This window comes from Bartonella sp. MM97QHHN, from assembly GCF_042194285.1.
Lineage (GTDB): Bacteria > Pseudomonadota > Alphaproteobacteria > Rhizobiales > Rhizobiaceae > Bartonella.
Genome location: NZ_JBHIMS010000074.1, coordinates 81,175 through 107,993, shown reverse-complemented (window position 1 = coordinate 107,993; position 26,819 = coordinate 81,175). Strand labels below are relative to the sequence as shown.

The 26,819-nt window shown below is 39.8% G+C and carries 20 protein-coding genes and 1 pseudogene; 14 read left to right on the top strand and 7 right to left on the bottom strand.

Going from position 1 to position 26,819, the window contains the following annotated elements:
* Positions 1-179: 179 nt before the first annotated feature.
* Together rpmF and ACFIJW_RS04525 are read left to right on the top strand one after the other, a co-directional pair.
* The gene (rpmF, locus tag ACFIJW_RS04530) at positions 180-359 is read left to right on the top strand and encodes a 50S ribosomal protein L32 (protein WP_005774555.1); all 180 of its coding nucleotides are present in this window, start codon (positions 180-182) and stop codon (positions 357-359) included.
* A 1,615-nt stretch (positions 360-1,974) separates the two neighbouring features.
* Positions 1,975-2,722, top strand: a pseudogene (locus ACFIJW_RS04525) (tyrosine-type recombinase/integrase); the annotation flags it as partial.
* An 898-nt stretch (positions 2,723-3,620) separates the two neighbouring features.
* Here ACFIJW_RS04525 and ACFIJW_RS04520 read toward each other — a convergent pair.
* The 3 genes from ACFIJW_RS04520 to ACFIJW_RS04510 form a co-directional block, all read right to left on the bottom strand.
* Positions 3,621-4,205, bottom strand: a complete 585-nt coding sequence (locus ACFIJW_RS04520; protein ID WP_375633451.1) for a CarD family transcriptional regulator — start codon at positions 4,203-4,205, stop codon at positions 3,621-3,623.
* Between the two features lie 302 nt (positions 4,206-4,507).
* Positions 4,508-4,849: a ferredoxin FdxA gene (gene fdxA / locus ACFIJW_RS04515; RefSeq protein ID WP_375617846.1), complete on the bottom strand. Its 342-nt coding sequence runs from the start codon at positions 4,847-4,849 to the stop codon at positions 4,508-4,510.
* Between the two features lie 21 nt (positions 4,850-4,870).
* Entirely contained in the window at positions 4,871-6,451 is a 1,581-nt protein-coding gene (locus ACFIJW_RS04510; protein ID WP_375633450.1) for a hypothetical protein, read from the bottom strand.
* Between the two features lie 577 nt (positions 6,452-7,028).
* Between ACFIJW_RS04510 and ACFIJW_RS04505 the strand changes: the two genes are divergently transcribed.
* A complete protein-coding gene (locus ACFIJW_RS04505; RefSeq protein ID WP_375613183.1) occupies positions 7,029-7,940 on the top strand; it encodes an RNA polymerase factor sigma-32 in 912 nt (303 codons plus the stop codon).
* Between the two features lie 298 nt (positions 7,941-8,238).
* On the opposite strand, the gene ACFIJW_RS04500 is transcribed toward ACFIJW_RS04505, so the two are convergent.
* On the bottom strand, positions 8,239-9,816 hold the full coding sequence (locus tag ACFIJW_RS04500) for a M48 family metalloprotease (protein WP_375633449.1): 1,578 nt from the start codon (positions 9,814-9,816) through the stop codon (positions 8,239-8,241).
* Positions 9,817-9,963: 147 nt separating this feature from the next.
* On the opposite strand from ACFIJW_RS04500, the gene ACFIJW_RS04495 reads away from it, so the two are divergent.
* The 4 genes from ACFIJW_RS04495 to rimJ all read left to right on the top strand — a co-directional run bounded on the left by ACFIJW_RS04495 (position 9,964) and on the right by rimJ (position 14,077).
* On the top strand, positions 9,964-10,599 hold the full coding sequence (locus tag ACFIJW_RS04495) for a thiamine diphosphokinase (protein ID WP_375617849.1): 636 nt from the start codon (positions 9,964-9,966) through the stop codon (positions 10,597-10,599).
* A gap of 105 nt (positions 10,600-10,704) precedes the next feature.
* The gene (locus tag ACFIJW_RS04490; RefSeq protein WP_375633448.1) at positions 10,705-11,091 is read left to right on the top strand and encodes a hypothetical protein; all 387 of its coding nucleotides are present in this window, start codon (positions 10,705-10,707) and stop codon (positions 11,089-11,091) included.
* Positions 11,091-12,953, top strand: coding sequence for an ABC-F family ATP-binding cassette domain-containing protein (locus ACFIJW_RS04485; protein ID WP_375633491.1), 1,863 nt, complete (start codon positions 11,091-11,093; stop codon positions 12,951-12,953). The genes ACFIJW_RS04490 and ACFIJW_RS04485 overlap by 1 nt, the downstream gene beginning before the upstream one ends.
* Positions 12,954-13,510: 557 nt before the next feature.
* Complete coding sequence (gene rimJ, locus ACFIJW_RS04480; protein ID WP_375633447.1) at positions 13,511-14,077, top strand: ribosomal protein S5-alanine N-acetyltransferase; 567 nt, start codon at positions 13,511-13,513, stop codon at positions 14,075-14,077.
* A 560-nt stretch (positions 14,078-14,637) separates the two neighbouring features.
* Here rimJ and ACFIJW_RS04475 read toward each other — a convergent pair.
* Positions 14,638-14,898, bottom strand: coding sequence for a DUF2312 domain-containing protein (locus tag ACFIJW_RS04475; RefSeq protein WP_005774567.1), 261 nt, complete (start codon positions 14,896-14,898; stop codon positions 14,638-14,640).
* Between the two features lie 263 nt (positions 14,899-15,161).
* Between ACFIJW_RS04475 and ACFIJW_RS04470 the strand changes: the two genes are divergently transcribed.
* Together ACFIJW_RS04470 and pyk are read left to right on the top strand one after the other, a co-directional pair.
* A complete protein-coding gene (locus tag ACFIJW_RS04470; RefSeq protein ID WP_375633446.1) occupies positions 15,162-15,650 on the top strand; it encodes a DUF1036 domain-containing protein in 489 nt (162 codons plus the stop codon).
* Positions 15,647-17,083, top strand: a complete 1,437-nt coding sequence (gene pyk / locus ACFIJW_RS04465) for a pyruvate kinase (RefSeq protein WP_375633445.1) — start codon at positions 15,647-15,649, stop codon at positions 17,081-17,083. The genes ACFIJW_RS04470 and pyk overlap by 4 nt, the downstream gene beginning before the upstream one ends.
* 1,483 nt (positions 17,084-18,566) lie before the next feature.
* Here pyk and ACFIJW_RS04460 read toward each other — a convergent pair.
* Positions 18,567-18,950, bottom strand: a complete 384-nt coding sequence (locus tag ACFIJW_RS04460) for a cell division protein ZapA (protein ID WP_375606565.1) — start codon at positions 18,948-18,950, stop codon at positions 18,567-18,569.
* A 12-nt stretch (positions 18,951-18,962) separates the two neighbouring features.
* Positions 18,963-19,238: a DUF4164 domain-containing protein gene (locus tag ACFIJW_RS04455; RefSeq protein ID WP_375617852.1), complete on the bottom strand. Its 276-nt coding sequence runs from the start codon at positions 19,236-19,238 to the stop codon at positions 18,963-18,965.
* Positions 19,239-19,572: 334 nt separating this feature from the next.
* On the opposite strand from ACFIJW_RS04455, the gene tkt reads away from it, so the two are divergent.
* The 5 genes from tkt (at position 19,573) to ACFIJW_RS04430 (ending at position 26,707) form a co-directional block, all read left to right on the top strand.
* Positions 19,573-21,579 carry a transketolase gene (gene tkt, locus ACFIJW_RS04450; RefSeq protein WP_375633444.1) on the top strand — a complete coding sequence of 669 codons (2,007 nt, stop codon included), beginning with the start codon at positions 19,573-19,575 and terminating at the stop codon, positions 21,577-21,579.
* Positions 21,580-21,759: 180 nt separating this feature from the next.
* Positions 21,760-22,767, top strand: a complete 1,008-nt coding sequence (gene gap, locus ACFIJW_RS04445) for a type I glyceraldehyde-3-phosphate dehydrogenase (protein ID WP_375633443.1) — start codon at positions 21,760-21,762, stop codon at positions 22,765-22,767.
* A gap of 512 nt (positions 22,768-23,279) precedes the next feature.
* Positions 23,280-24,473, top strand: a complete 1,194-nt coding sequence (locus tag ACFIJW_RS04440; protein WP_375633490.1) for a phosphoglycerate kinase — start codon at positions 23,280-23,282, stop codon at positions 24,471-24,473.
* 108 nt (positions 24,474-24,581) lie between these two features.
* Complete coding sequence (locus tag ACFIJW_RS04435; protein WP_375633442.1) at positions 24,582-25,613, top strand: class I fructose-bisphosphate aldolase; 1,032 nt, start codon at positions 24,582-24,584, stop codon at positions 25,611-25,613.
* 659 nt (positions 25,614-26,272) lie between these two features.
* Positions 26,273-26,707, top strand: coding sequence for a hypothetical protein (locus ACFIJW_RS04430; protein WP_375633441.1), 435 nt, complete (start codon positions 26,273-26,275; stop codon positions 26,705-26,707).
* The last annotated feature ends 112 nt before the right edge of the window (positions 26,708-26,819 follow it).

Sequence of the window (26,819 nt, the reverse complement as noted above, 5' to 3'; positions counted from 1 at the left end):
TTATTGTGACACCATTTTTGATAACAGGAAGGTCATTTTTGGTAAGAGGAGGATCATTTTGACATTGCCTCTTCTTTTTTATCAGTGTATAATATCCTCAAATTTTATGGTGTTTTAAATGAAGCATTGTCATTTTTGACATTGCTTTTTCTGTTTTAATGGATTTGGAGTGTCTTTTTATGGCTGTACCTAAACGAAAAACCTCTCCAGCGAAGAGGGGCATGCGCCGTTCGGCTGATGCTCTGAAGGCGCCGACTTATATCGAAGATAAAAATTCTGGTGAATTACGTCGTCCTCATCACATTGATTTGAAAACGGGAATGTATCGTGGGCGTTCCGTTTTAGTGGTTAAAGACTGAGCGTTTTCTTTCTTTTCCAGTGGTGAACTTCTTTTATTTCGTCGATCAATGCACGCTTGGGGCGTGCATTTTCGCTTTAAGATCAATGTTGGGGTTCCCTTGCGTCGCCCTCTATTGATATAGAAAAGGGAATGTATCGTGGGCGTTCCGTTTTAGTGGTTAAAACTTTAGCGTTTTCTTTCTTTTCCAGAGGTGAACTTCTTTTATTGCATCGATCAATGCACGCTTGGGGCGTGCATTTTCGCTTTAAGATGAATGTTGAGGTTCTCTTGCATCGTCTTCTATCGATGTGGAACAGGGAATGTATCGTGGACGTTCTGTTTTAGTGGTTAAAACTTTAGCGTTTTCTTTCTTTTCTAGTGGTGAACTTCTTTTGTTTCATTAATGAATGCATTGGGTAAGATGCGTTTTTCACTTTTTCTTGAGAACATGTGTGGGATAAAGTTGTGCTGTAGAGAAATGATTCTATTGTGGGAGATGATTTTCTTGTTTTCTTGAGAGGCTATAAAGGGCTACTTGTATCAGTGTCTTTTATGATGACTTCGTTAAGAGCTTGGGTATTGATATAAGTTAGCTCAGTAATAGAATCATTTTGTATCGCACTTAATCTTTATTGACTATAGAGAGAATCCTATTAGACCGTAAAATATCATCGTTTAAGGCGGTTGATCTATGTAAGGATTTAAGCATATCGGTGTTTTCCGGTGTTTTTTATGAGAATATTTAAGGCAATGGTTTGTCTATAGGCTTATATTGTGACATGTGATTCTCCTTAAAAAAAAAATAGAGATCGACATCATATTGATTTATAAAGATCATTTGTTGTTTTGCGCCTTGAATGGAAGGTCTATCGTAGGATTTTCTCATTTCAAATTTTTCCCTATGTTGAATCAATGATAATCACTTGCTTTTCGGTCACAAGTGGGGCTGGCATGTGGGTGAAAACTCTATAAAAAAGGAAAAATGTTTATAATGAATATTTTCAAATGTAAGAATTGTTGTAACATTGGGGTTAAGTGTATGCTGATGCCAGCGCGCTTTCTTATGAGCAGAAAAGAGAAAACCGTTACAAGACAGAAGGTGTACACATTCAATAATCTTTAGTACTTTTTATGATAAAAGTGCATGAGACTTTTCTATGAATATCACGCTGTATTTTCATGTTTTTGAACTAAGAATTGTCTATATATTTTTCTTATTTTTGTGAATATAAGGGATTTGTTGCGAACAGCTTGTAAAAATAAGTAAACTTAAAACCAGATATGTTATGTGTGGGGGTGAGCAAAGTATTTTATCAAAGCCGGTACGATTCTCCAGTTCATAGCTGGTTTATGAATGATTTTATAGTGTTGCTTACCTAAGTTTATGATTTTTTTTGTTATCTGTTCATCACTAGACAACATATTGATTTATATATATAATTCATTGTTTTTCATATTGAATTAGAACCCCGAATAACGTAAGATTCACTCATTTCAAATCTCTCTATCTAGAATCAATCCAAACCACTCGTTTGCACGTCACACGTGGGATGAGTGTGTGGATAAAATTTGTATAAGAAAGAACTAAAAATGGTTCTTATGAAGAGTCTTAAGAGCCAAGGGTTGTCACAACATTGGGGGCTAGCAAATATAATGATGGTGCCGGCTTGCTTCTTCACAAACGTAAAGATGGTGGTGCTCAATGGCTTTATCGTTATACCATTCATGGTCGGCGCCGTGAAATGGGCTTGGGTGCCTTGCGAGATGTTTTTTTTAAACAAGCCCGTGAATTGGCAACTGGGTGGTAGGCTGTTTTACGTGAGGGGCGTGATCCCATTAAAGAACGTGAGAAACAAAAGCGTGAGGCAATGCGCAATCTCCATTATTTAAAAGATATCGTGTTGGATGCTTTTGAAAGCCGTAAAGCTGAATTAAAAAATGATGGTGAGGCTTGTGATTGGTTTTCACCCTTACACCTTTATATTCTCCCCAAATTAGGCTGTCTGCCTGTTTCAGAGATTACGCAAACAGAGATACGCAATACCCTTGCCTCTATTTGGCATGCAAAAGCTGGAACAGCTCAGACAGCACTGAAGCGTCTTAATCTTTGTCTTAAACATGCGGTTGCATTGGGTGTGGATGTTGATTTACAAGCAGTGCAAAAGTACGCGCGCTCTTAGGCAAACAACGTCATAAAACCACTCATAGACCAGCAATGGATTGGAGAGATGTTTTTGCCTTTTATCAGTTACTCTGTAAAACATAACATAACTGGCTTTGCGTTTGCTTGTCCTGATAGGCGTTCGTACTAATCCTTTGCGTCATATTCGTGAAGATCAGATTGAAGATGATAACTGGACAATTCCTGCTGAGAATATCCAATCTTTAGCAGTCTGTTTGAAACAGAGATTAAGACTTTTAAGAGTTCTATGAATCATTCTAGATTTTTTGTGTTCGATTGGAGTAAGAATATTGCGTATATCTCCTCTGAAATAAGAAACCTCATTTGGGAAAAATATGAAATTGGAAGGGCAATGCCAACGTTCATTTTTATTGTGATTTTTTAAGTTAGTTTTACAGCTTTCAAAAGTATTTGGAATGCCTTTTACAGAATGGAGATGATGGTTTTAGTTCATGCTTTTTTTATCGCGTTCTTTAATGGGGAATGCTTCTCATGCAAAATAGAGCGCCCAAGACAAAATATCTTATGTTGTACCGTCACGCATTTTTTTAAAGCAATATTTTTCAATATTTGTGGCATCCATTTTATGACGGTGTTTTTGAATGTTACAATGGTTTTGTAGAAGGGAATAAATGGTAAAGTTTCGGTGTAGTGTATAAACGGCACTATGATCTTTACGCTTAAATAAAAAAGCAAGCCCCGCCCTTACACATCTTGCCAGATTCCAATGTTGGTATATCCTTTGGTGCTTGAGACAGTGTCTCGCTCTTTTTGTACAGTTTTTACCCACAGATCAGCTCCGCTTGTGATTGACAAGCAAGTGATTTGATTAATTCAACATGAGAGAAATTTGAAATGAGAAATCTTACCATATTCAAGATTCTAATTTAATATGAATAATGCTAGATTATGATGATTAATCAGTTTGTTATCTATGAAGAAAGAAAATAAGGAGGAGGAATTTGTCGAAAAGTTAGATTGTTTATAGATTGGCGCTGGTTAAGAAACTTTGTCCTTAAGGGTAGAGAGGATGTTAAAAAATAAAACCAGCTTTTCGCTGGTTTTATCGAAATATCATCATTATGATGAAAGAGTGTATTATGCAGCGTAGACAGCTTTACTGTTTTCATCTGTTTCTTCTCTCTCAGTTTTAAACTCGCGTTCCGGCTTGTTGGAGAGATGCATCTCTATGAGATTGATAGCTTCTGTTTCAGAAAGACTATTAATAACCGCAATTTCGCGGGCCATTCTTTCAAGAGCAGCTGTATAAAGTTGGCGCTCAGAGTAAGATTGTTCAGGCTGTAGATTAGAGCGGAAAAGATCACGGACTACTTCGGCGATACAAATAAGATCTCCTGAGTTGATTTTAGCATCATATTCTTGTGCACGACGTGACCACATGGTCCGTTTAACGCGTGCTTTTCCGCGTAAAACTTTTAAGGCACGTTCGACAGAATCACTAGCAGATAATTTACGCATTCCAACGGAAAGGGCTTTTGCAATGGGGACTTTGACATCCATCTTATCTTTCGCGAAATGAATGATAAAAAGTTTTAATTTATGTCCTGCAACTTCTTGATCTTCAATCGCTATAATTTGTCCTACTCCATGCGTAGGGTAGACGATATATTCAGAGGTTGCAAATTCTTTGGTCTTGGAAGACGTTCCATGTTGGGATGCCATATTTTAGTTTACTCCCTTATGATCAACAAATGTATCGGAAAACAGGTTATAAACCTGAGGGTTGAGTTTTCTTTAACCAAGTATATTGTACCAATTAAGTGAGCATAAAAGCCGAGTACTTTTAAATCAAAAAAAATACACCGCTTTACTATAACAAGCAAAGAAAAATACTTAGAAAGATGATCATGTTAAAATAACATTAACATCAAAATTTAAAAGAATCAATCATTTCGCTTAAGGATTTTTTATTTTTACAAGAGAAGTCTTTCAATCGTTGAAGGAGGAGAGTGTACACTTTATCATTACTCTTCGCCACTTCCTGGATTTTCTGAAAAATACTTTTCTAATTTATTTGGAACGCCATCCATTTCTTTTGCTTGAGGAAGAGGATCTTTTCGGGTGGTTAGATTAGGCCATTTGTTTGCATAATGAAGATTGAGTTCTAACCACTTTTCTAACCCTGGTTCTGTATCAGGTAAAATCGCTTCTGCTGGGCATTCTGGCACGCAAACACCACAATCGATGCATTCATCGGGGTGAATAACAAGCATATTTTCCCCTTCATAAAAACAATCAACTGGGCAGACTTCAACGCAATCCGTATATTTGCAGTGAATGCAGTTGTCGGTTACTACGTGGGTCAAGATCGAACTCCATTTGTTACTTTAATTCTCTTTAGAGGAAAGTGTGTGCGTGTTTTTATGATTGGTGAGTTGATCGCGTAGTACAGCTAGTTTCGCAAAAGGTGAATCAGGATTAAGGCGCTTTTCTTTTTGAAAGGGCTTATGATTTGCATGTTTTCCTTGGGATTTGTGGAACTTATGAGAGCGTTTTGCTTGTGATGGTGCTTTTTGAGGGGAATTTTCATTTTTGTATTCCGCTTTTTTTACAGCGTTCTTCGATTTATTTTGCCATTTATTTCCTAATTTATCACGTTTTTTTTGTGCATGGTGGGGAAATTGATGCTTATAATGCCATAATAAAATAACTTTATCTTCTTCTGTAGAGCGAGGGGATTTGGCAAAATTCCCAATAGGTTCAGCTTCTGGTAAACGATTGGTTTTATGGAGATGTTTTTCAATACCAGAGGATGAAATGTTTGGGTATGAGATATTTTTTTCTTCTCGTGTTGTTTCTAAATCGCTTATTGTTTGCCATTGACTTCCAACGCATTCTGCTGCGGGAACATCTTGCATTGTTTCATTGACAGGGGAAGAGGCTTGGTGTGCAAGGAGATTTTGTTCAAAAACAGTATTGCTTATGCTGTACGATTGATAACCAAGTCCTTTGAGGATTTCTTCCATATCATTTCCATTGGCCCCAAGAATGGACATCATGGCTGGTGTAACAAAAAAACTTTTTCCATCATAGGCGCCATCTGGTTTGGGATCACTTCCTTGTTTCCAATGAAGTGCGGGACGGATGAGATTGGCAAGACGTTCTAAAATATCAATCCGTACAGCACGTTGTCCTAAGATTCGGTAGCCGGCTAATTGATAAAATTGGCGGTTATAGGTAGAGTCAACCATCAAAGAGGTTCGACCAGCAGATAATGCTGAAAAAATTTCACCCAAACCAGTTTGATCTTGTCCCGCATTTTGAAGATTCCACAGGAGAGTAATGGCTTGAACCGGAGCAGGTTTAAGCATTCCGGCAACATAGATATGAAAAGCGCCAAAACGCACGCCTAGACGCCGAAGAACGGCACGTGATTCTTGCGCAAGGTTTTTGACAATGTCTAAGACTTCGCGGCGTGGTAAAATCCCTAAAGAGTTAAAAAGTTGTAAAGCAAGACTGTTTGTTGAATCTGTTAAATTATCAGCATTGCGCAAATCAAACAGGGGTTTTAAAGTCGTTTCAAAATGAAAGGTGACAAAGCGTTCTAATCGTTTCACAACGTTATTGCGGGATTCTTCCGTGAGTTGTTCATCTGCTAAAACAATTAGTTTTGGTTTGAAAAAATCTTCTGTTGCTACAAGTTGTCCTACGGGTTGACCAATCCAGCGCACAATTCCATCAGAACTGAGGGTAAAATCTCCATTTGCACAAGCACAAAAACGTGTCGCGCGTTTGGAAAAAGCAAGAATCAAATTCTCATTCTCTGTTGAAATTTGCTTCTCAGCTATTTGATCGGTACTGTTTTTGTTGGCATAAAAACGAAAACCTTCAAATTTACCCCTTCCGTGTTTTTCAATGAGAATATCATCTTGAAGAATCTCATTCTGTTGAACAATCTTGCTATCCATGATCATTTTCTTTCTCAGTGTGATACTGGTCAAAAGCTTTTTGCGACAATTTCATAATGGTGCTCTTTCTTTAACACGTTTGTTGCGTTTGCTTCAATCACTCTTGTCATTTTTTGCTGTTTCTTTGCGCCTTTAAAACTTGAATGATTCTTTTTTCATTCAGTTTTCATTCAGTTTGGATGCTTTATATTTGCAAATTACACTTATTAGTTGTATTGTAAAGCTAAAAGCATAAATAAATTCTTCGATTTAAAAGGAAACGGAACCGATTATCAAAAAACGGCATTTCTTTTGCATGATCACTTTAATTTTTTTGCTGTTTTGTCATGAAAAGTGAAGAGAAAGTTTTTTCAAATATTTCATAGGCTAAAAGGCATATTGTAAAGGCATTTTGCAGGTGAAATTGTGTCTTATGACAAGAAGTTTTACCATGACAGTAAAAAAAACAATTGCGATTATAAAATTACACGTTAAAGTAGTGGTCACAGAAGTTAACAACTTTTGCGTTCTTTTTAAGCGAAGAACAATGATGTCGTTGCCAAATCAATTTTGATAATTTTAATCGCAAGGGGTTATTATGGGTAATCTTTCAAATGCTGTTTATAAAAGCAGCAAAAATTATAGCGATGCAGACAAAAGCTTAGGACGTAATATGATGCGTTCTGCTATGCAAGCACCTTATCTTGAACGACAAAAAGAGCATGATTTGGCTCTGCGGTGGAAAGACAAACGTGATGATGACGCCATGCATCAAATTGCAGCGGCTCATATGCGTTTAGTGATTGCTATTGCTAATCGCTTTAAACGTTTCAAAATGCCATTGGGGGATTTGGTACAAGAAGGGTATGTGGGACTATTGGAAGCAGCTGCACGTTTTGAACCTGATCGGGAAGTGCGTTTTTCAACATATGCAACGTGGTGGATACGCGCTTCTATTCAAGATTATATTTTGCGAAATTGGTCAATCGTTCGAGGGGGAACGAGTTCTTCGCAAAAAGCACTTTTCTTTAATCTTCGGCGTTTGCGTGCAAAACTGATACAAGATGATAGTGCTTTGTCAAAACAGGATATTTTTCGCACAATCGCTGAAAAACTCGGTGTTTCCGTGCGCGATGTTGAAACGATGGATTTTCGTTTTTCCAGTTCTGATAATTCCTTGAGTGTTTCTGTTTCTGAGAACAGTGATAATCCCATTGCTAAGATGGATGTTTTGGTGGATGATAGTCCTCTTCCTGATGCTTTAATTGAGCAAGTCATTGATGGTCAACGGCGTACACAATGGCTTTACGATGCGTTGCAAATTCTCAACGAACGGGAGTTGGAAATTATTCGCTTTCGTCGCTTAAATGAAGAGGGTGCGACTCTCGAAGTTTTGGGTGAAAAGTTAGGAATCTCGAAAGAGCGCGTGCGTCAAATTGAAGCTAGGGCTTTGCAAAAATTGCGTTCTGCTCTCCTTACGATTCATTCAGAAGATGCTTACGATATATAAGCAGTGAAAGGCTTTTTGGGGGGGAAAGAGAATATATTAAGTGGGGGCATATGAGAATATGATAAAGTCAGTTTTAGGGGATGTCCGGATTTGTTTAGAAATATGCCTCCTTGGGAGCGCTACTACAGAGGAAGATAGGGGGCTGTTAGTTGGAGGAAATATATATCAAACGGAGACCTATAAAGGTATGATGAAGTTGGATTTTAAAGTGTTCCTCTTTATTTTCGAATATGCTTTAAGGGGGAGGGCGTGATACAGACAGAAAAGAATCAAAACTGTAACAGATGAGAAGAAAGGCTTATTCTGTAATAATTTTCACTTTTGTACCTGCCGGTAAAGTTTGCGTTGGTGAGAGGGCGTTGAGGATGCGAAAGAGTTTTTCTTTATATGGTGTGTATTGCATTTTATCTGCAAGATTTGCAACGGTTTCTCCTTGTTTAACACGGACAACACGGATTTTTAAGGGCTGCAATTTTTTTAACTGTGAAGATGAAAGAGAATGAAAGCTTTGTAGCGTTTTTTGGGCAACCTCTGCAAAATTTCGAGAATTATGTGGAGCGGCCGTCAAAAAACGAAAGATGTGGTTGTTGAATGGAATGACAACCACATCAAATTGCCATTGATCATTGGTAGCATGGGCCCTTGCTCCAAGTAAATTTTGGCTTTGGGATTCTTGACGCATAAATTCTTGATTGGGGAGCCCTTGAATTGTGATGGGGCGGATAGATGATTGGTCTAGACCGATAATCCAGCCACTTTTCAAATAATCACTCGCAGATATTTCAGCAGGATGTGGAATAGCGTCAAAACGAATCGCAATTTTATCTGGTCCACTGGCCCAAACAGTATGTGCTGAATGTTCTATTGTAAAATTGTTTGGAACAGAAAAAGCTATGCGCAATTGTGGGTGAATAAATTGGTTGCCTCGTACAAAACCTGTATAAAAGCCTCCTCCAAAAATTATGCCATCAATGCTTTTGAGAAAAGAATCGTGATCAGATATTTTACTATTCCCTTTACTGATTTTACCCGCTTTTTTTATCGCAAGCCGAATGCGTTGAGGGGTAGTTGGGTGAGAGGCTAGAAAATCTAGAGAGGCATTTTGGGAGCCAGAGATATTACGAAAAGCACTATAGGCTTCCATTGTTTGAAGAAAGCGCGGTGAAGCAAAAGGATCATATCCTGATTGTTGGAGCATTTCGAGCGCAAGGGAGTCAGCTTCCAGCTCTTGATTGCGGGAAAATTGCGCGAGTTGTTGCTTGTTTTGCATAGGGTTATGAAGTTTTTTGCCAATAGAAGAAAGAAGACGTGAAGACATGTGATTGGTCATCTTTAATTGGGCTTCTTTTTGCAGGCGTAAAATGCCATGATTGGCTCTGATATGCGCTATCTCATGGGCTAAAATGGCTGCAACTTCTGAAGAATCATTGGCTAATGCCAGCATACCACGAGTGATGTAGATCGAGCCGTTGGGGAGCGCAAAAGCGTTGATAGTTTCTGAGTTTAAAATTGTTACAGAATAGCTTTGATGAGAACTATAGGATGCAACTGCCAGTTTACGGACAATCTTTGCTAAAAGGTGTTCAAGTTTTGCATCATGATAAGCGCCACCATACATTTGCAAAATACGTGGGTGTTGCAGAGCGCTTAATGTGACATAGATATTGTGGTTGTTGGTACGTTTGATCGTTTTAGAAGAAGTGGAAGAAAGCCTATCATTTTGAGAAAAGGGTGTATGACAAGCTGAAAGGAGAAACGTTAAACTTATGAAAGTTGCTTTATACAGGCAAGAGCGAAAAAGAAAATTGCGGTGAAAAATGGGGTGCGTTGGACCATGGTGCACATTATTTCTGCGGAGTAATTTGGCAAATTGCATTTGTATCTTTATATCGTATGTTTCTTTAAGAAAGGCATTAGGGATAAGGATTCGTTTGGCTATATCACGCTTTTTGTTTATAAAAAATGACTCTCACTTATAAAAAGATGCACTGTAAAGAAAATTTTGTGAAAGGCAAAGTATGGCATGACAACATTTACGATATTATTAAATGGGGATGTTCATATCACTGATCGTTTGCTTAATCAAATTCAAAACAGTCGGGTAATTGCTGCTGATGGTGGTATGCGTCATGCGGCAGCGCTTAATGTGACGCCTGAGTTGTGGTTAGGGGACTTTGATTCATCAGATGAGAACTTAATACGTCAATATAGTCATGTTCCGCGTGAAGTTTTTCCCTCTGATAAAGATATGACAGATAGTGCTCTGGCATGTGAAAGAGCGTTGCAAAATGGCGCTAAAAAGCTTATTTTGTGCGGTGCTTTGGGAGGGGAGCGAAGTGATCATAGCCTTTCTCATATGACGCAAGCGTTGATGATGGCTGAAAGGGGTATTTCAGTGTTGTTGACAAGCGGTTTGGAAGAAGGTTGGCCGGTTTTGTCAAAACCTTGTTCGTATGATTTGCCTAAGGGATGTTTGTTTAGTATTATCGGTTTTTCTGATTTAAAAGGTTTAACTCTTAAAGGGGTAAAATGGCCAGTTTGTGACAAAAATGTGTCATTTGGCTCTTCTTTAACACTTTCTAACCGTATTTGTGGAACCTTTTCTTGCCATTTAGGTTCTGGAAAAGCTATATTGTTAGCGTCTGTGCCTATTCCATAAAGCTCTTCCAATATATTTTGAATAAGGCAGGGGGAGGACTAGTGATTATAAGTGCCGACATAAACAATATATTATGTATTGATCTTGAGAAGGAAAGGTTTTGATATGTTAAAATCAATTTTTAAAGTGGCAGTTGTTTCAGCCATTGGTTTCAGTTCAGTTGCTTGTACCACAAACGATGAACGCGTTGCACGTTACGGCGTAGGAGGAGCAGCAATCGGTGCTTTGGCTGGAACTGCTATTGCTGGAAGTACGCCTGGAGCAGCACTTACCGGTGCAGCATTTGGTGCTTTGGCTGGAACAGTAACAGGTGCAGCTGCAAATCAAAGAAAACAACAAAGACAGGCATCACAATTGTGCACGTATCGCGGTCGTAGAGGGCATGTTTACCAAGCACCTTGTGGACAGAGAGTTCCTGTACGGCAATTGTGTGCTTACCGTGATGCAAGAGGGGTGATGTATAAAGCACCTTGTCCGCACCGCGTTCGTTAATGGCGGTGCCGCTTCTGCGGCTTGACCGCATTTTCTTAAATTTTGGAAAAACGCCTTTGCTCAATCAAGCTTCTTTATCGGTTGAGCAAGGGGCGCGTATTGCGCTGGTCGGCCGTAATGGTTGTGGAAAATCAACTCTGTTAAAAATTGCCGTGGGAATATTAGAGCCTCATGGTGGCGAAATTTTTCGCCACCCGCGAGTGACGCTCCGTTATGTTTCACAAAATCCGGATTGTTCAGGATTTGAAGATATTAACGCTTATATGGAAGCGGGGCTGGACGATATATCTGATGTCCAGTGGATCAATACGCTTCGCACAAATTTAGGGTTTTCGGGGGCGGAAAAATTGGAAACGCTTTCGGGAGGCGAAAAGCGGCGTGTTTCATTGTTACAGGCCATTGCTGCAAAACCCGATATTTTGTTCTTAGATGAACCAACCAATCATCTTGATTTACCAACCATTGAATGGCTGGAAGCTGTTTTATCTTCTTTGCGTTCAGCGATTGTGGTGATTTCCCATGATCGGCGATTTTTAGAAAATGTTACGCGGTCAACGGTATGGCTTGATCGTGGCACAACCAAAAGACTGGAAAAGCGTTTTTCAGAATTTGAAAGTTGGCGTGATAAGGCGTTGCAAGAAGAAGCCATTGAGCAGCATAAATTGGGGCGCCAAATTGCTCGTGAAGAGCAATGGTTACGTTATGGCGTAAGTGCACGGCGTAAGCGTAACGTACGGCGTTTAGGCGAATTAAACAACTTAAGACAGCGTCATCAAACCTATAAAGGGCAGCCTGGAAATGCACTTTTGACAGCAGCGAAAAGTCATGAGTCTGGGCAATTGGTGCTTGAAGCAAAGAAAATTTCAAAATCCTATGGTGATCGCATTATCGTGAAAGATTTCTCTTTGCGCATTCAGCGTGGTGATCGGATCGGTTTGGTAGGACCCAATGGAATCGGAAAGACAACGCTCATTTCTGCATTAATTGGGCAAGAAGCCGTGGATAGTGGAACGGTGAGGCATGGCTATAACCTCTCTATGGCATTGCTTGATCAGCAACGTATTTTAAATGAAGAAGAAACTTTAGCGCATTATTTAACGGGAGGAAGAGGTGACACTCTTGTGATCAATGGACAAGAGCGGCATGTCGTTTCTTATATGAAAGACTTTTTATTTTTACCGGAACAAGCACGCACTCCCCTTAAAGAATTTTCGGGGGGAGAAAGAGCACGCCTCATGCTTGCACGACTTCTTTCACGTCCTGCAAACTTTTTGATTCTTGATGAACCGACCAATGATTTGGATATGGAAACTTTGGATTTGTTGCAAGAATTTATTGCTGATTTTGCGGGAACAGTATTGTTGGTTAGCCATGACAGAGACTTTTTAGATCGTACTGTAACGCATATGTTGGCACCTCAAGGTGATGGTCAGTGGGTTTTGTATGCGGGCGGTTATAGTGATATGATGGCGCAAAACCAGCATGCTCTTCGCTTACAACGCAAAAGAACAGAATTATCGCAGCGTAAAGCACCTTCAAAATCTCATGCGGGAGAGCTTTCAAAACAGGATACATCAATAGATCATAGCTTGATAGGGCGAGAGAAAAAAACACGAAGTAAATTGTCTTATAAGCAGGTTTATGCATTGGAAAAATTGCCTGAAGAAATTGCTGTTTTACAGGACGAAATCAAAAAAATTGAGCAAGAGCTCTCTGATCCAACCCTTTATTGCCGCGATAAAGAACGTTTTGAGCGTTTATCAACAGCGTTGGAAAAAAAGAGAAATACTTGCACACAAAAGCAAGAAGAATGGCTAGAACTTGAAATTTTACGCGAAGAAATGGAAGCGTGTTCACGATAATATCTAAAAAACTTTAAAAGATTTGTATTGCATCATCGCTTTTCTTTGATTTGTTACAAGAGTTTGTGGCTGATTTAGCGGGAACAGTGCTGTTGACGAGTTATGGCAGAGACTTTTTAGATTGCACTGTAACATATAGCATTTCAAGGTGATGGTCATTGGGATTTCTATACGGGGGAGCAGTGATATGATAGCGCAAAACAAGCATGCTCTTCGTTTACAAGGCAAAGAAACAAAACTACCTTTGCCGTGAGTTTTTTCAAAATTTCGTATATGGAAGTACGCCAGTTCCATTGCATACTTTGCCAGTCCCCAATGTTGCTACAGCCCCCTTGGAACTTGAGAGCATTCATAAGAAACATTCCCTTATCTTTACCTTATATCCTAAATACACCAACCTTGCTTATGACGGAAAAGCAAATGATCTTCATTGATTCTAACGTGAGAAGTGTTGTGATGAGGAAAGCTTACTGTATTCGACGTTATGATTTAAGTTTAAAAATGATGATTTGTTAGGATAAATCAACGTGTTATTGTAACATTTCTAGGAGGAGAAAATGATAGCAATTAAAACAAAGCGAACAATTTCTACATTGATCGGTTTAGAAGATGCAGCTGAACTGTCTTCTTATTCCCTCCGTAATGCGAATCATCTGCGTCCTTTTGAACCTGTTAGATCTGATGGTTATCACAGCCTAACAGCTTGGGAAACACGAGCTAATGCATTTGCTTATGAAAGTGCACAAGGACAAGCATACCGATATGCCGTACGATTAAAAAATGAAAACACAGTCATTGGTGTTGTGAATTTTACAAATGTGGTTCGGGGTGTTTTTCAAGCTTGTCATCTTGGTTTTTCTCTTGATGAAAAACAACAAGGTAAAGGTCTTATGTTTGAGAGTTTATCGGCTCTAATACGGCATATCTTTCATGTTTATCATCTGCATAGAGTGATGGCAAATTATAGACCTGAGAACATAAAAAGCGAACGTTTATTAAAACGCCTTCATTTTGAAAAAGAAGGCTATGCCAAAGACTATTTGATGATTTCTGGAAAATGGAGAGATCACATTCTAACCTCTCGAATCAATGATCTGTATGAGTCGGTTAATAGATTCGAATAAAGTTTTATTAAAAGTTCTATCAAGGGGCTTTTTATCAAATGTGTAAATATGCCGAATTTCTGCCTATCCTAAAAGATAAAGATCCTTAACCAGCTCTTCTTTTGTAAACAGCTCAGACTCTCATTTAGCGGATTTCAACTGCTGACCGCTTTCATATGTTTCTTTTTGTAGATAATGAATTGATTTATCATCATAATTCATTTTGTTCAATTTGAAGGAAGAGAGTCCTCAATATCGGAAGACTTTCTCATTTCAAATTTATTGATGTTTAATCATAAAAACACCTCTCTTGCACATCACAAACTGGGTTGGCATAGGTTGGCATACAAGTGAGGGTTTATGTGGATAAAAATGATTGAAGAACAAGAATAAAAATTCTCTGTATAAATCCTTTTAAATGTGAAGGCTGTTGCAATATTGTGTATTCTGTGATCGATAGTCTCGTTACAAGTTACACAAACGGCTTATTGTTTGGGTGAAATTTTTATACATTCATTTGTTTTTTGCCATTTTTTTTGTATTTTCTTTTCTTAAAAAAATTTCCAATGTTATCAATGGTTTTAATTCATACCAAGCGCATTTTTATAAAGTTCAATGATTGCTTCTTCTTCCATTCTTTCATGCTCTTCTTTTTTACGCAGCCGTATAATGCTTCGAACAGCTTTACTATCAAAACCAGAGCCTTTAAGTTCAGTGTAAACGTCTTTAATATCATCAGAAATGGTTTTTTTCTCTTCTTCTAGTCGTTCAATACGTTCGATAAAAGAGCGTAATTGGTTTACGGATATAGCGTGTGTTTGATCGGTTACTGTATCGTTCATTGTATTTTTCTCCAAGTTATATATTTTAAGTTGTTTTTCGACGACGAATTTATGTTAAAAAAGCTTGAAAACAATAAAGTAAATCAAGCTACACAGCTTTTTTACAAATTGACTTTAAATATTTTGTAAAATTTTTAAGATATATGCATTGATAAAAGGGCTATAAAAAGAAAAATATAAAAATATACGTTTTAGACTTGAAAAGCTTTTGAAAAAGAAGTGTGTAATTTGTTTTGAGAATTTGACATTATAGAGGAAGTTTTGTGATTTTAAAAAAACGATATTGGGTGCTTCAGAAAGGATTTAAGGTTTTTTTCTTGAGCATTTTGCTCTTGTTTCCCCTTGTTGTTTTTGCAAAAGCTGACTTTAGGGTTTGTAATACAACCCAACAGTCTGTAGGGGTTGCTCTTGGATATCGTACATTTTCAGGATGGGTGAGCGAAGGTTGGTGGACGGTACCCGTGACGGAGTGTAAAACCTTAATTGAGGGGCCTCTTGCTTCACGGTTTTATTATTTTTATGCGGAAGGGGCACAAAAAAAGGGGAACTGGGCAGGCTCTGTAACCATGTGTGTGCAAGATAGCCAATTTACCATTCAAGGCGTTCATGATTGTTTCCCTCGAGGATATCAAAAGGCTGAATTTAAAGAAATCGATACCGGAAATCAAACCAGTTGGATGATCCAGTTGACGGATGAGTCTTTGTTAAACAATTCAGTTATACCTTCTCTTTCAGGAAATTCTCCACCGTGAAACGTGCACGTAAAGTGAAAATTATTGCGACTCTTGGTCCTTCTTCTTTTTCTCGTTTGATGATTGAGAAGCTTTTTAGGGCAGGAGCAGACGTTTTTCGTCTTAATATGAGCCATACTGATCGTGATATGATGGGTGATTTGGTCAAGTCTATACGAGAAGTTGAAAAAACAGTTCGACGCCCCATTGGTATTTTGGTGGATCTTCAGGGGCCAAAACTGCGTGTGGGGCGTTTTGCTAAGGGTCAAGAAGATTTGCGTGTTGGACAAAACTTTACATTAGATAATCGCGATGTTCTTGGTGATGCACAGCGTGTTTTTTTCCCTCATGAGGATGTATTTTCGGCGATTAAACCAGGGGACCGGTTGTTGATTGATGATGGAAGGGTGGAACTGCGTGCGCAAGTTTGTGATGGTCATTCTGTACAGTGTCGCGTGGTTGCTGGAACCCGTATTTCTGATCGAAAGGGTGTCAGTTTTCCCGATACAATTTTGCCTTTTGATTCAATGACGTCAAAAGATAAGGAGGATCTTCAGGCTCTTTTACAGCAGCCTGTTGATTGGGTTGCTCTTTCTTTTATTCAACGTCCAGAAGATATTATGGCGGTGCGTCAGTTGACGAAAAGCAAGGTGTCTTTGATGGCTAAAATCGAAAAGCCTCAAGCCTTGGAGCATATAGAGAAAATTATTGAGGTATCCGATGGTATTATGATTGCACGGGGTGATCTTGGAGTGGAAATGCCTTTGGAAAAGGTCCCTGCACTTCAGATGGAGCTCATAAAAGCTTGTCGTTTAGCAGGAAAGCCTGTTGTGGTGGCAACACAGATGCTTGAATCAATGATTACATCTCCTGTTCCGACACGCGCAGAAGTGTCGGATGTTGCTACAGCAGTTTATGCAGGAACAGATGCGGTGATGTTGTCTGCTGAATCTGCTTCTGGTCGCTATCCTGAAGAAGCTGTGCTTATGATGGACCGAATCGCGCGACAAATCGAACAAGATCATACTTATGCCGCTCAGGTTGGAGCACAACATCCAGCACCAGAATCAACAGGAACGGATGCGATTTCTCTTGCTGCACGTCAGATTGCTGAAACACTTGCGCTATCCGCTATTATTGCTTATACGGCTTCAGGAACCACCGGGGTGCGTGCCTCTCGTGAACGCCCTAATAGACCCATTATTGCTTTATCGCCCATTGTGGAAACAGCACGGCGTTTGGCTTTAGTTTGGGGGCTTCATTGTGTGGTCACGCAAGATGCACGGAGTTTAGAGGATATGGTTGATCGTGCAGCAGCCATTGCATTTCAGGAAGGTTTTTGCAAAGGGGGAGATCGCTTCCTTGTGACAGCTGGGGTTCCCCTTGGAACGCCCGGTGCGACAAATCTCTTGCGTATTGCCTCTGTCTCCCAAGATGGAACGAAAGGGATTTGAGCCGTTTACGCATGGTGTTTTTTCATGCGCCTTTGAACAGGCTTTAAAAACAACGGGTGTGCGCCTCTTGTGAATGCCTCCATAGACCCATTATTCTTTTATCTCCTATCGTAAGATAGAAAGGTATTGCGTTAGGTCGTCCAGTTTGGGGATGGGAGCAGATGCGGTGATGTTGTCTGTTGATTTTGTTTTAGTTCTGAGGAAGCTGCTTTTACGGTAGGCATTTAATGGGAGCTCCTCCTTTTATTTCATTGAGGCATATTGGGGATTGCTTTATTGATGTTTATACGAGCGAGATGTTTATTGATAATGAGAATTTATTCTTTTTCTTTTTGGATAAGAGCCTTGAAATTGTTCTCATTTTAAACTTTTGCCAACAGAATTGAATAAAGTTAAAATTATGTGCCTAAAAAATCGTACTGGTATGTTATGAGAAAAAGTGATGGGTGAATGTGTTTTTAAAATATGCTTTGTCGAAGCATTTGCAAAATATTGATTTATAATGATAATTTATCGTTATTAAACTTGAATTAGAACCCCGAATTCCGTAAAATTCTCTTCAATTTATTTATGTTTTGTTAATCATAACTCTTTGTTTGCACGTCACAAGCGGGTGGGGCATGTGGGTAAAAAGTGTACAAAAATGCCTCTTATGAATCGTTTTACGAGCCAAGGGGGCTATCGCAATATTGAGGGCTGACTATAATGATGATGCCGATTTGCTCTTTCTTTTATTAAGCTTGGAGATTTTGAGGGGTGGGGAGAGAGGTATGGATGAATTGTTTGTTTGTTATAAGGATAAAGATGTCGGTAGAGAATGTTTTCAAGAGCTATTATTGTTGTTTATAATGTTTGAGCTTGTATGAGATTAACATACTCTTCGAGTTTGACTTTTTTCCTGCTCTAAAGGATGAAAATACTTAATTCACGCTGGTTTATAAATGATACGGTTCTTTTCGGTGGGTTTCATCGGATGGACATTTCAGGTGCAAAGACTCCATGGTGCTTGTATTATCAAGTGGCGGTGTTTTACGGTATAATAGATAAGGTTATTTTTTAATATATATTGAATATGCTTGATATTATCTAGGGGAAAGAATTTTTTGGCATGCATTCATAGGGAACATGAATATAGCTCTTTTTTTCGAAGGGTGCTTTATTTGTTTGTTGCTGTTGTCATTTATGTGATTTTTTTACAATGATGTTGGTTTTGTTATCTTATTGCGCGGTTAAAAGACATCTCATTTGAAATGTGGTGATATAAGGCAGCTTCCTTGATATAGGAAGTGTTTGTGCGGAGGTGAAATATTCAGGGTAGGGCTTTCTCGTTGAGGTTTAAGTTAATCCCATAAGTCGTGAGTAGCTGGAATCCTTCCTATAAAAAACCAGACTGTTTACACACTGGTGTGGGTTTAAGAATTTTTATCCTGTGAGATGTGGCGGACAAGTCAAACCTCTGGTTTATTACGCGCTGATGTACTTTTTAGAAATCTTCCTGTTCTTGTTCTTGAATGTTTGTGCAGTTTTGATCATCTTTGAGCAATTGGTTGGTGAGATTTTCAATGCGTTGTGTGGTGTCACGCATAATTTTCCCCATGGTGCGGTCTCTTTCGTTGTGGAGTCGTAAAAGAGTATTGTAGTCTTCTTGTAATTTTTTATTTTCTCGTTTTATTTCTTCCATTTCATCGATAATCATTATGCCAGCCATAACCGATAAACGATGGTCGCCAATTTCACCAAAATTGTTCTTTAAATGTGTGATATATTGATCCAATTGAGCAGCAAGCGCAATAAGACGACGTTCTTGTCCTTTGTCACAAGCCATGCGATAAATTTTACCATCAATGGTAACGGAAACAGTTTCCATACATTCAAACCTTTATCTATCAATGACAACACGAATTGTTTCCATTGCTTTAATAAGACGTTTGGAAACTTCTTTGTTTACGGACTCTAAGCGTTCAATTTGGGCTTCAGCTTTGTCAAGCGCTTGGGCAAGATGGCTGCGGTCAGCATTCATTCGTTGGATTTCTTCTTCCCATTCGTTATTTTTATTAATAACGGCATTGCGGTTTATTATGGTAATCTCTAAAGTTCTAAGTGCCTTTTCTAGGTGCTCTAAAGCATCTTGTAGAACTGTAGTCTCTTGGTTCATTGCCTTTATCCTTTGGGTAATTGTATCCTTTATCAATGTGTTATGCAAAAACGAATCACTTTCACTCTTGTGTTGTGTGCATTTTATTTTTAAGTATGTAGGATATTTTAGCAAGCAAAGCAGGGGATAGATATAAATTAAAAGCTGGATTTTTTGCGCGTATTGGCATAAATGACATGGATATACAGAACGCGTGAGGGGAATGTTATTAATATTATTGAAGTGGTGGCAAAAAGTCTCACGCTAATGGTTAGAAAATAGTATTTCTTGAGAATTTTAAGAGAATACGGAAAAAGCAACAGAATAACGTATTTAACGAAATGGTCGATTATTCATGACAAACACCCACCAACAGAATCAGATGGCCAATGCTATCCGTTTTCTTGCTATTGATGCGATTGAAAAAGCAAATTCTGGTCATCCGGGCTTGCCAATGGGAGCAGCCGATATTGCTACGGTTCTTTACACAAAATTTCTTGCTCACGACCCCAAAAAACCTCGCTGGCCTAACCGTGATCGTTTTGTGTTATCAGCAGGACATGGGTCTATGTTGCTTTATGCTCTCTTGTATCTTTCTGGTTATGAAGATATTGGCATTGAAGATCTCAAAAATTTTCGCCAATTAGGAGCAAAGCTTGCCGGGCATCCAGAATATGGGCATGTGGCAGGAATCGAAACAACGACTGGTCCTCTTGGACAAGGGTTGGCTAATGCCGTGGGGATGGCTCTTGGAGAGCGTTTGCAAAATGCCCGTTTTGGTGATCTTATCAACCATTACACTTATGCGTTGGTGGGTGATGGATGCCTTATGGAAGGGATATCTCAAGAAGCACTTTCCCTTGCTGGTCATTTGAAACTCAATAAGCTTATTGTATTGTGGGACGATAATAATATTTCTATCGATGGAGAGATTTCCCTTGCTGACAGTACAGATCAGATTGCGCGTTTTAAGGCATCTGGTTGGGAGACACATAAAGTCAATGGGCATGATCAAGCAGCAATTGCGCGGGCTATTGAGGCGGCACAAAACTCCGATAAACCAACTTTGATTGCTTGTAAAACAACAATTGGTTTTGGAGCACCCAATAAAGCGGGTACCAATAAAGTTCATGGAGCTCCTTTGGGCGCACGAGAAATCACTGAAACCCGTATCGCGTTAGGGTGGGATGCTGAGCCTTTCGTTATTCCAGCCGATATTCTTGATAATTGGCGCTTGGCTAGTCTCAATGCTGCTAAAAAACGCCAAAAATGGGAAGAAAAATTTGCTGATCTTCCTGTTTCAGAGCGTGTGGAGTTCGAAAGATTGATGCGGGGCGATCTCGTGGGCGGATTTGATGGTGCTATTGATACTTATAAACAGAAATTGGTTGAAGAGCGCCCCGTTGTTGCTACGCGTAAAGCTTCGGAAATGGCTCTTGAAGTGATCAATGAAGTCGTTGTTGAGACTATTGGTGGTTCGGCTGATTTAACCGGATCTAATAATACAAAAAGCAGCCAGATGAAAAGTATCTCTGCTGAAGATTTTTCAGGGCGCTATCTGCATTATGGAATTCGCGAACATGTAATGGGAGCTGTGATGAATGGTCTTGCCCTTTATGGCGGCTTTATTCCTTATGGGGGAACCTTTTTATGCTTTTCTGACTATATGCGTCCTGCTATGCGTTTGTCTTCTCTCATGGGGTTGCGGGTGATTTATGTCATGACTCATGATTCTATTGGTCTTGGTGAGGATGGTCCGACCCATCAACCCGTGGAGCATTTGGCTTGCCTGCGTGCAATGCCTAATCATTTTGTGTTCCGTCCTGCCGATGCTATGGAGACAGTCGAGTGTTGGCAATTGGCTTTGAAAGCACGCGGGACACCTTCTACCTTGGCTTTGAGTCGACAAAATCTACCGCTTTTGCGTCAGGAGTATGAAGAAGAAAATCTCTGTATGCTTGGTGCTTATGAATTCCTAACAGCTAGCGATGATGCACAAGTGACGCTGTTTTCTTCTGGTTCAGAATTGCAAATTGCAGTGGAGGCACATGCGGTGTTAGAAGAAAAAGGCATCCCAACGCGTGTGGTTTCTGTGCCTTGTTTTGAACTTTTTTCTCAACAATCTCTCTCCTATCAGCGTGCTCTCATTGGAGATGCACCGATTAAAGTTGCCATTGAAGCTGCCGTCGCCCAAGGATGGGACCGTTTTATTGGCTGTGATGGTGTGTTTATTGGTATGGAGGGCTTTGGGGCAAGTGGAACAATTGATGCCCTTTATGCGCATTTTAGTATTACTTGGGAAAATGTCGTTGCCACCGTTGAAAAAGAGCTGGAAAAGATCAAAGAAGAAAAGACAAAGTGACAGCTTGTGTTGTCATGAATGGGGTGGTTTTAGGGCATCATATTTTGTGCATTATTGTGGATAAGTGAGTGAGTGATCAAGATATTGACAATGTGGGAATTAATGATTTGGGATTGGTGAAATACCCATTTATTGTGTTTTAAATGTTGTGCTTAAAAAATTTATGAGGAAACATGTGAAATGACAGTTCGTGTTGCAATTAATGGGTTTGGTCGTATTGGTCGCAATATTTTACGTGCACTTGTGGAAAGTGGACGACAAGATATTGAAGTGGTTGCAATTAATGATTTGGGATCGGTGGAAACAAATGCCCATTTATTACGCTATGATTCAGTTCATGGGCGTTTTCCTGATATCGTTAAGGTGATAGGGGATGCTATTGATGTGGGAGGTGGTTTAATAAAGGTATGCGCAGAGCGTGATCCTGCTCAATTGCCTTGGAAAGATTTGGATATCGATATTGCTTTGGAATGTACGGGTATTTTTACTGCGCGTGATAAAGCAAGTGCTCATTTAGATGCGGGGGCAAAGCGTGTTCTTATTTCTGCGCCTTCTGAAGGAGCAGATCTTACGGTCGTCTATGGGGTTAATCATCAATCTTTAAGCAGCGAGCATCGCGTTGTTTCAAATGCTTCTTGTACAACCAATTGTTTGGCGCCTGTTGCACAAGTTTTACATAACACGGTGGGCATTGAAAAGGGCTTCATGACAACAATCCATTCTTATACGGGTGATCAACCTGTGTTGGATACAATGCATCGGGACCTTTATCGTGCACGTGCGGCAGCTCTTTCTATGATTCCTACCTCAACAGGAGCGGCAAAAGCTGTGGGATTGGTCTTGCCAGAATTAAAGGGATTGCTTGATGGTGTATCGATTCGTGTTCCGACCCCTAATGTTTCTGTGGTTGATTTGACATTTATCGCTAAGCGTTCCACAACAATCGAAGAAATTAATACAGCTATTGCTATTGCTGCACAAGGTCCTTTGAAGGGCATTTTGGATTATACAGAAGAGAAACTTGTGAGTTGTGATTTTAATCATAATCCTCATTCAGCTATTTTCCACAATGATCAAACAAAAGTGATTGATGGTAAGCTCTGTCGCGTTTTGGTTTGGTATGATAATGAATGGGGCTTTTCCAACCGTATGAGTGATACGGCAGTGGCTTTTGCTAAGACAATATAAGAGGACCTCAGGGTCCTCCTTTTTATAGGGAAAAGTCTCATTTTTGTGCAATTTTGAGAAAAACAGATAGAGGCTGTTGTTCTCATGCGCTAGAGAGAAGAGGCTATTGAAATATTGATGATGTGTTTTGTTTTAATACTGGGTCAATACGTGCTTTTAAAACCTGCATGAAAGAGTAAACTTTGAAAAAGTAAGATATGAACGAGACACCTTTTGAGAAAACGTTAGGAAACAGGAGATGTAAATTCTTTTGCTTAGAAGTAAAAGGAAGCTTTAATAGAGATCAAGTTGAGCCAATGCATTTGTTTGCCACAATGGGATATGAAGATTAAGAGCAATGAGTGGCTTTTGTACATTTGATGATGAAAGCTTTGGCTTTTCAAACAGAGGGTGAGAGATGGGCTGTCGTGGGTCTCTTGTAAAAGCAAAGAGGGGATAAGTGGAAAGAAAAGTGGGCAGGGTTGTTGGATGCGTTTTTATTTGAAACAATGGAAAGTGAAGAGGAAGCAGTGATGGGGTTTCGTACACTTGATGATGTTGATGTCACTGGAAAACGTGTTCTTGTGCGGGTGGATTTTAATGTGCCAATGGCGCAGGGTAAGGTCTGTGATACGACACGCTTAGAGCGGCATAAAGAGACACTCGTTGAGCTGCAAAAGTGTGGTGCTAAACTTATTCTGCTTTCTCATTGTGGTCGCCCCAAAGGAAAGGTAGAGCCAGAGTTTTCACTCCGTCCTGTTGTGCAAGTGCTGGAAAAGATCATTAATCAGCCGGTTGCTTTTGCTCCTGACTGTATCGGTTCGACGGTGCAGGTTGCAGTTGAGTCATTACAAAATGGTGGTGTTTTACTGCTTGAAAATGTTCGTTTTTATGCTGGTGAAGAAAAGAATGATTGTTCTTTTGCAGAAGCTTTGGCTCATAATGGAGATCTCTATGTTAATGATGCTTTTTCAGTTTCTCATCGTGCCCATGCTTCGGTGGAGGGAATAACGCATTTGTTGCCTTCTTATGCAGGGCGCTCTTTGCAAGGTGAGATGCAGGCGTTAGAAAAAGGACTTGGCAATCCAACACACCCTGTGGTTGCCATTGTGGGAGGAGCGAAAGTTTCCAGCAAGCTTTTTGTGCTCAATCATTTGGTGGAAAAGGTTGATCATCTCGTGATTGGTGGGGGCATGGCTAACAGTTTTTTAGCAGCGCAAGGTGTGTCTGTTGGTAAGTCACTGTGTGAACATGCATTGATGGAAACGATAAAAAAAATCATTAAAAAAGCGCAAGAGTGTCACTGTACCCTTCTGCTTCCTCAGGATGCTGTCGTTGGATTTCGCTTTGAAAAAGATGCACCGCATCGTCTTTATGACATTGAAGATATTCCACAAGATGGCATGATATTGGATATTGGGACGCGCTCTATTGCGCATATCAATGCTGCGATAGATGAAGCTGCTACTCTTGTGTGGAATGGACCCCTTGGTGTTTTTGAGATGTCTCCCTTTGATAAGGGAACCATTGCCGTTGCACGCCATGCAGCAGAACGTAGTTTGACGGGAAAGTTGGTTTCAATTGCGGGAGGGGGCGATACGGTTTTTGCCCTTAATCATGCCGGTGTTGCCAATGATTTTACTTATCTTTCGACTGCTGGAGGAGCTTTTTTGGAATGGATGGAAGGAAAGACCCTTCCTGGTATTCTTGCCCTTATGCAGGCTTAAAGGGCTTCTTTGAAGGGGAAGGTTAAAGAAAAACTATACGGTCGTGTAGAGTGTTTTGATAGTGTTGCGCATTTTTAGAAATTAAGACAAAATAAAGAGGAATTTTTTATGAATGAACGGCTTGAAGATATTGCACTTGCTTTGGTGCATGCGGGTAAAGGTATTTTGGCGGCAGATGAAAGTACGGCGACCATTGGAAAGCGTTTTGAAAGCATTGGTGTTGAATCCAATGAAGATAAGCGCCGTGCTTATCGTGAAATGCTTTTTAGTACAAAAGAAGCGATGGAAAACGCCATCTCTGGGGTTATTTTATTTGATGAAACCATTCGGCAAAAAGCATCTACTGGGAAAATGTTGACGGATCTTATTCGGGATTCAGGCGCTTTGCCAGGGATTAAAGTTGATACCGGTGCGAAACCCTTGGCTGCTTTTCCCCAAGAGACAATTACCGAAGGGTTGGATAGTCTTCGTGAGCGGCTAAAAGACTATTATGCTTTGGGAGCACGTTTTGCTAAATGGCGTGCGGTAATTGCTATTGATGAACACACTTTGCCAACAAGAGGCGCCATAAGACAAAATGCACAAGCTCTTGCACGCTATGCTGCCTTATGTCAGGAGTTCAATATTGTGCCCATTGTTGAGCCGGAAGTGTTGATGGATGGACCATCGTGTGGGCATTCAATTACACGCTGCTTTGAGGTGACACGCACTGTTTTGCAGGCTGTCTTTAAAGAATTGTTTGAAGCTCGTGTTCTTTTGGAGGGGATGATTTTAAAGCCCAATATGGTGATTGATGGAAAGGATGCTCGCAAGGCTTCTGTTGAAGAAGTTGCTGAAAAGACCATCCAAGTGCTTAAACAGACTGTTCCTGCCGCTGTTCCCGGAATTGCTTTTCTTTCTGGAGGGCAGTCTGATCAGGAAGCAACGGCGCATTTATCTGCCATGAATTCTTTGGGCGTATTGCCTTGGAAATTGACCTTTTCCTATGGACGAGCATTGCAAGCAGCTGCCTTAAAAGCATGGGCAGGAAAAGATGAAAATATTGCTGTTGCACAGAAGGCATTTCGTCATCGCGCTCGGATGAACCATCTTGCGGCTTTGGGACAATGGACAAAAGAACAAGAAAAAGCGTGCGCTTGAAGGACAAGCTCTGTTTTTAAATGCGGAGAGATTTTTCATGTTTCTGCGTGATTTTTTGCGCCCTCATCATGATAAGAATGGCGGGGACATTTTAGGCTTGAAAGCTTTCTCAGAGAGTTTTTTCCTTGGACCTTTTAAAAGTCTTTAATGGGTGCTATCGAGAGATAAGATTGCGGGAGAGGTGCAATTTCGAGAAGGGGAGATAATGCTAGGAAATTTGTGAATGCACAGCACTTTAGTATGGTGTCGTTCATGGGTGGGCATTTACTTCTTGAGTGAAAATCATAAAGCTCATACTGTATTGAAGAGTTTGATATTGTGATATTTTCTCTTTTTCATGTTATCATTACTTGTCATCAGCAGAATTTATTTTATTGCAGTTTCAAAGGTGGATTAAGCGGGTAGATTAGAAAGTTGCGATTTCTGAGCGGATTGGAATACAGATTATGAAGCTTTTCTGCGTCAGGATAGCTTCCTCTTCAATGGGGGTAGTTTTCTATTGGCGAACGAATTGAATAACTCTTGCGAAAGAAAATAGATTTGCACCTCAATAAAACACCTATTTTTTCGTTAAAATGGATAAATTTTTCTTGTATTTTTTGATGATATAATTGAAAGTAACTAACTTCATAGCATCTTGGCTTAAAACGGGGGGAGTTGTGGACGGTATATCTTCTAAGAATAACAGTATATCTTCTAAGAATACAAGCATCAAAAGAAAAAATCGATACGCAGAACAGAGCTTTTCTGCAATTATGATGCGAAAATTGTGCAATATGGTGCGTGGGGTATTCGAAGGGATCTTTACAGTATTTACTTTCATAATTTTTATTATCTTGCTCAACATACGTGGGCCGGTTCATACCGCATTAAAAGTCTTTGGGTCGGTGAGTGGAATAGGGTGCTTTTTATTTTTTTTCGGATATCTTATAGAACGCCGCGAAGCAGCAGATGAAGCCGCTATATCGTACGCATTATTCTTAACAATTCTTGAAGGCGTTTCTTCTATTTGCTTCCTGTCTGCTGCGTGGGGTTACGACGCTCTCTTATTCCGTTTAGCACCTCCTGGGTATATTCTTATTCTTCCTGAATAAATAGAGTGCACTTTGTTTGCATACAAATCAAAATGAGAGGCTGTCTGCCTCTCAAATTCTTAATAATCGCTCTCCAAAATAATGACATCAGACCCGCTTTTAATGAAGGGAC

Coding starts and splice junctions, on each gene's coding strand:
- ACFIJW_RS04460 (WP_375606565.1), bottom strand. CDS start 18,950: ATGGAAACTGTTTCCGTTACCATTGATGGTAAAATTTATCGCATGGCT.
- ACFIJW_RS04435 (WP_375633442.1), top strand. CDS start 24,582: ATGAATGAACGGCTTGAAGATATTGCACTTGCTTTGGTGCATGCGGGT.
- tkt (WP_375633444.1), top strand. CDS start 19,573: ATGACAAACACCCACCAACAGAATCAGATGGCCAATGCTATCCGTTTT.
- ACFIJW_RS04500 (WP_375633449.1), bottom strand. CDS start 9,816: ATGCAATTTGCCAAATTACTCCGCAGAAATAATGTGCACCATGGTCCA.
- rimJ (WP_375633447.1), top strand. CDS start 13,511: ATGATAGCAATTAAAACAAAGCGAACAATTTCTACATTGATCGGTTTA.
- ACFIJW_RS04490 (WP_375633448.1), top strand. CDS start 10,705: ATGTTAAAATCAATTTTTAAAGTGGCAGTTGTTTCAGCCATTGGTTTC.
- ACFIJW_RS04485 (WP_375633491.1), top strand. CDS start 11,091: ATGGCGGTGCCGCTTCTGCGGCTTGACCGCATTTTCTTAAATTTTGGA.
- ACFIJW_RS04455 (WP_375617852.1), bottom strand. CDS start 19,238: ATGAACCAAGAGACTACAGTTCTACAAGATGCTTTAGAGCACCTAGAA.
- rpmF (WP_005774555.1), top strand. CDS start 180: ATGGCTGTACCTAAACGAAAAACCTCTCCAGCGAAGAGGGGCATGCGC.
- ACFIJW_RS04475 (WP_005774567.1), bottom strand. CDS start 14,898: ATGAACGATACAGTAACCGATCAAACACACGCTATATCCGTAAACCAA.
- ACFIJW_RS04440 (WP_375633490.1), top strand. CDS start 23,280: ATGGGGTTTCGTACACTTGATGATGTTGATGTCACTGGAAAACGTGTT.
- gap (WP_375633443.1), top strand. CDS start 21,760: ATGACAGTTCGTGTTGCAATTAATGGGTTTGGTCGTATTGGTCGCAAT.
- ACFIJW_RS04505 (WP_375613183.1), top strand. CDS start 7,029: ATGGGTAATCTTTCAAATGCTGTTTATAAAAGCAGCAAAAATTATAGC.
- ACFIJW_RS04510 (WP_375633450.1), bottom strand. CDS start 6,451: ATGGATAGCAAGATTGTTCAACAGAATGAGATTCTTCAAGATGATATT.
- ACFIJW_RS04495 (WP_375617849.1), top strand. CDS start 9,964: ATGACAACATTTACGATATTATTAAATGGGGATGTTCATATCACTGAT.
- ACFIJW_RS04520 (WP_375633451.1), bottom strand. CDS start 4,205: ATGGCATCCCAACATGGAACGTCTTCCAAGACCAAAGAATTTGCAACC.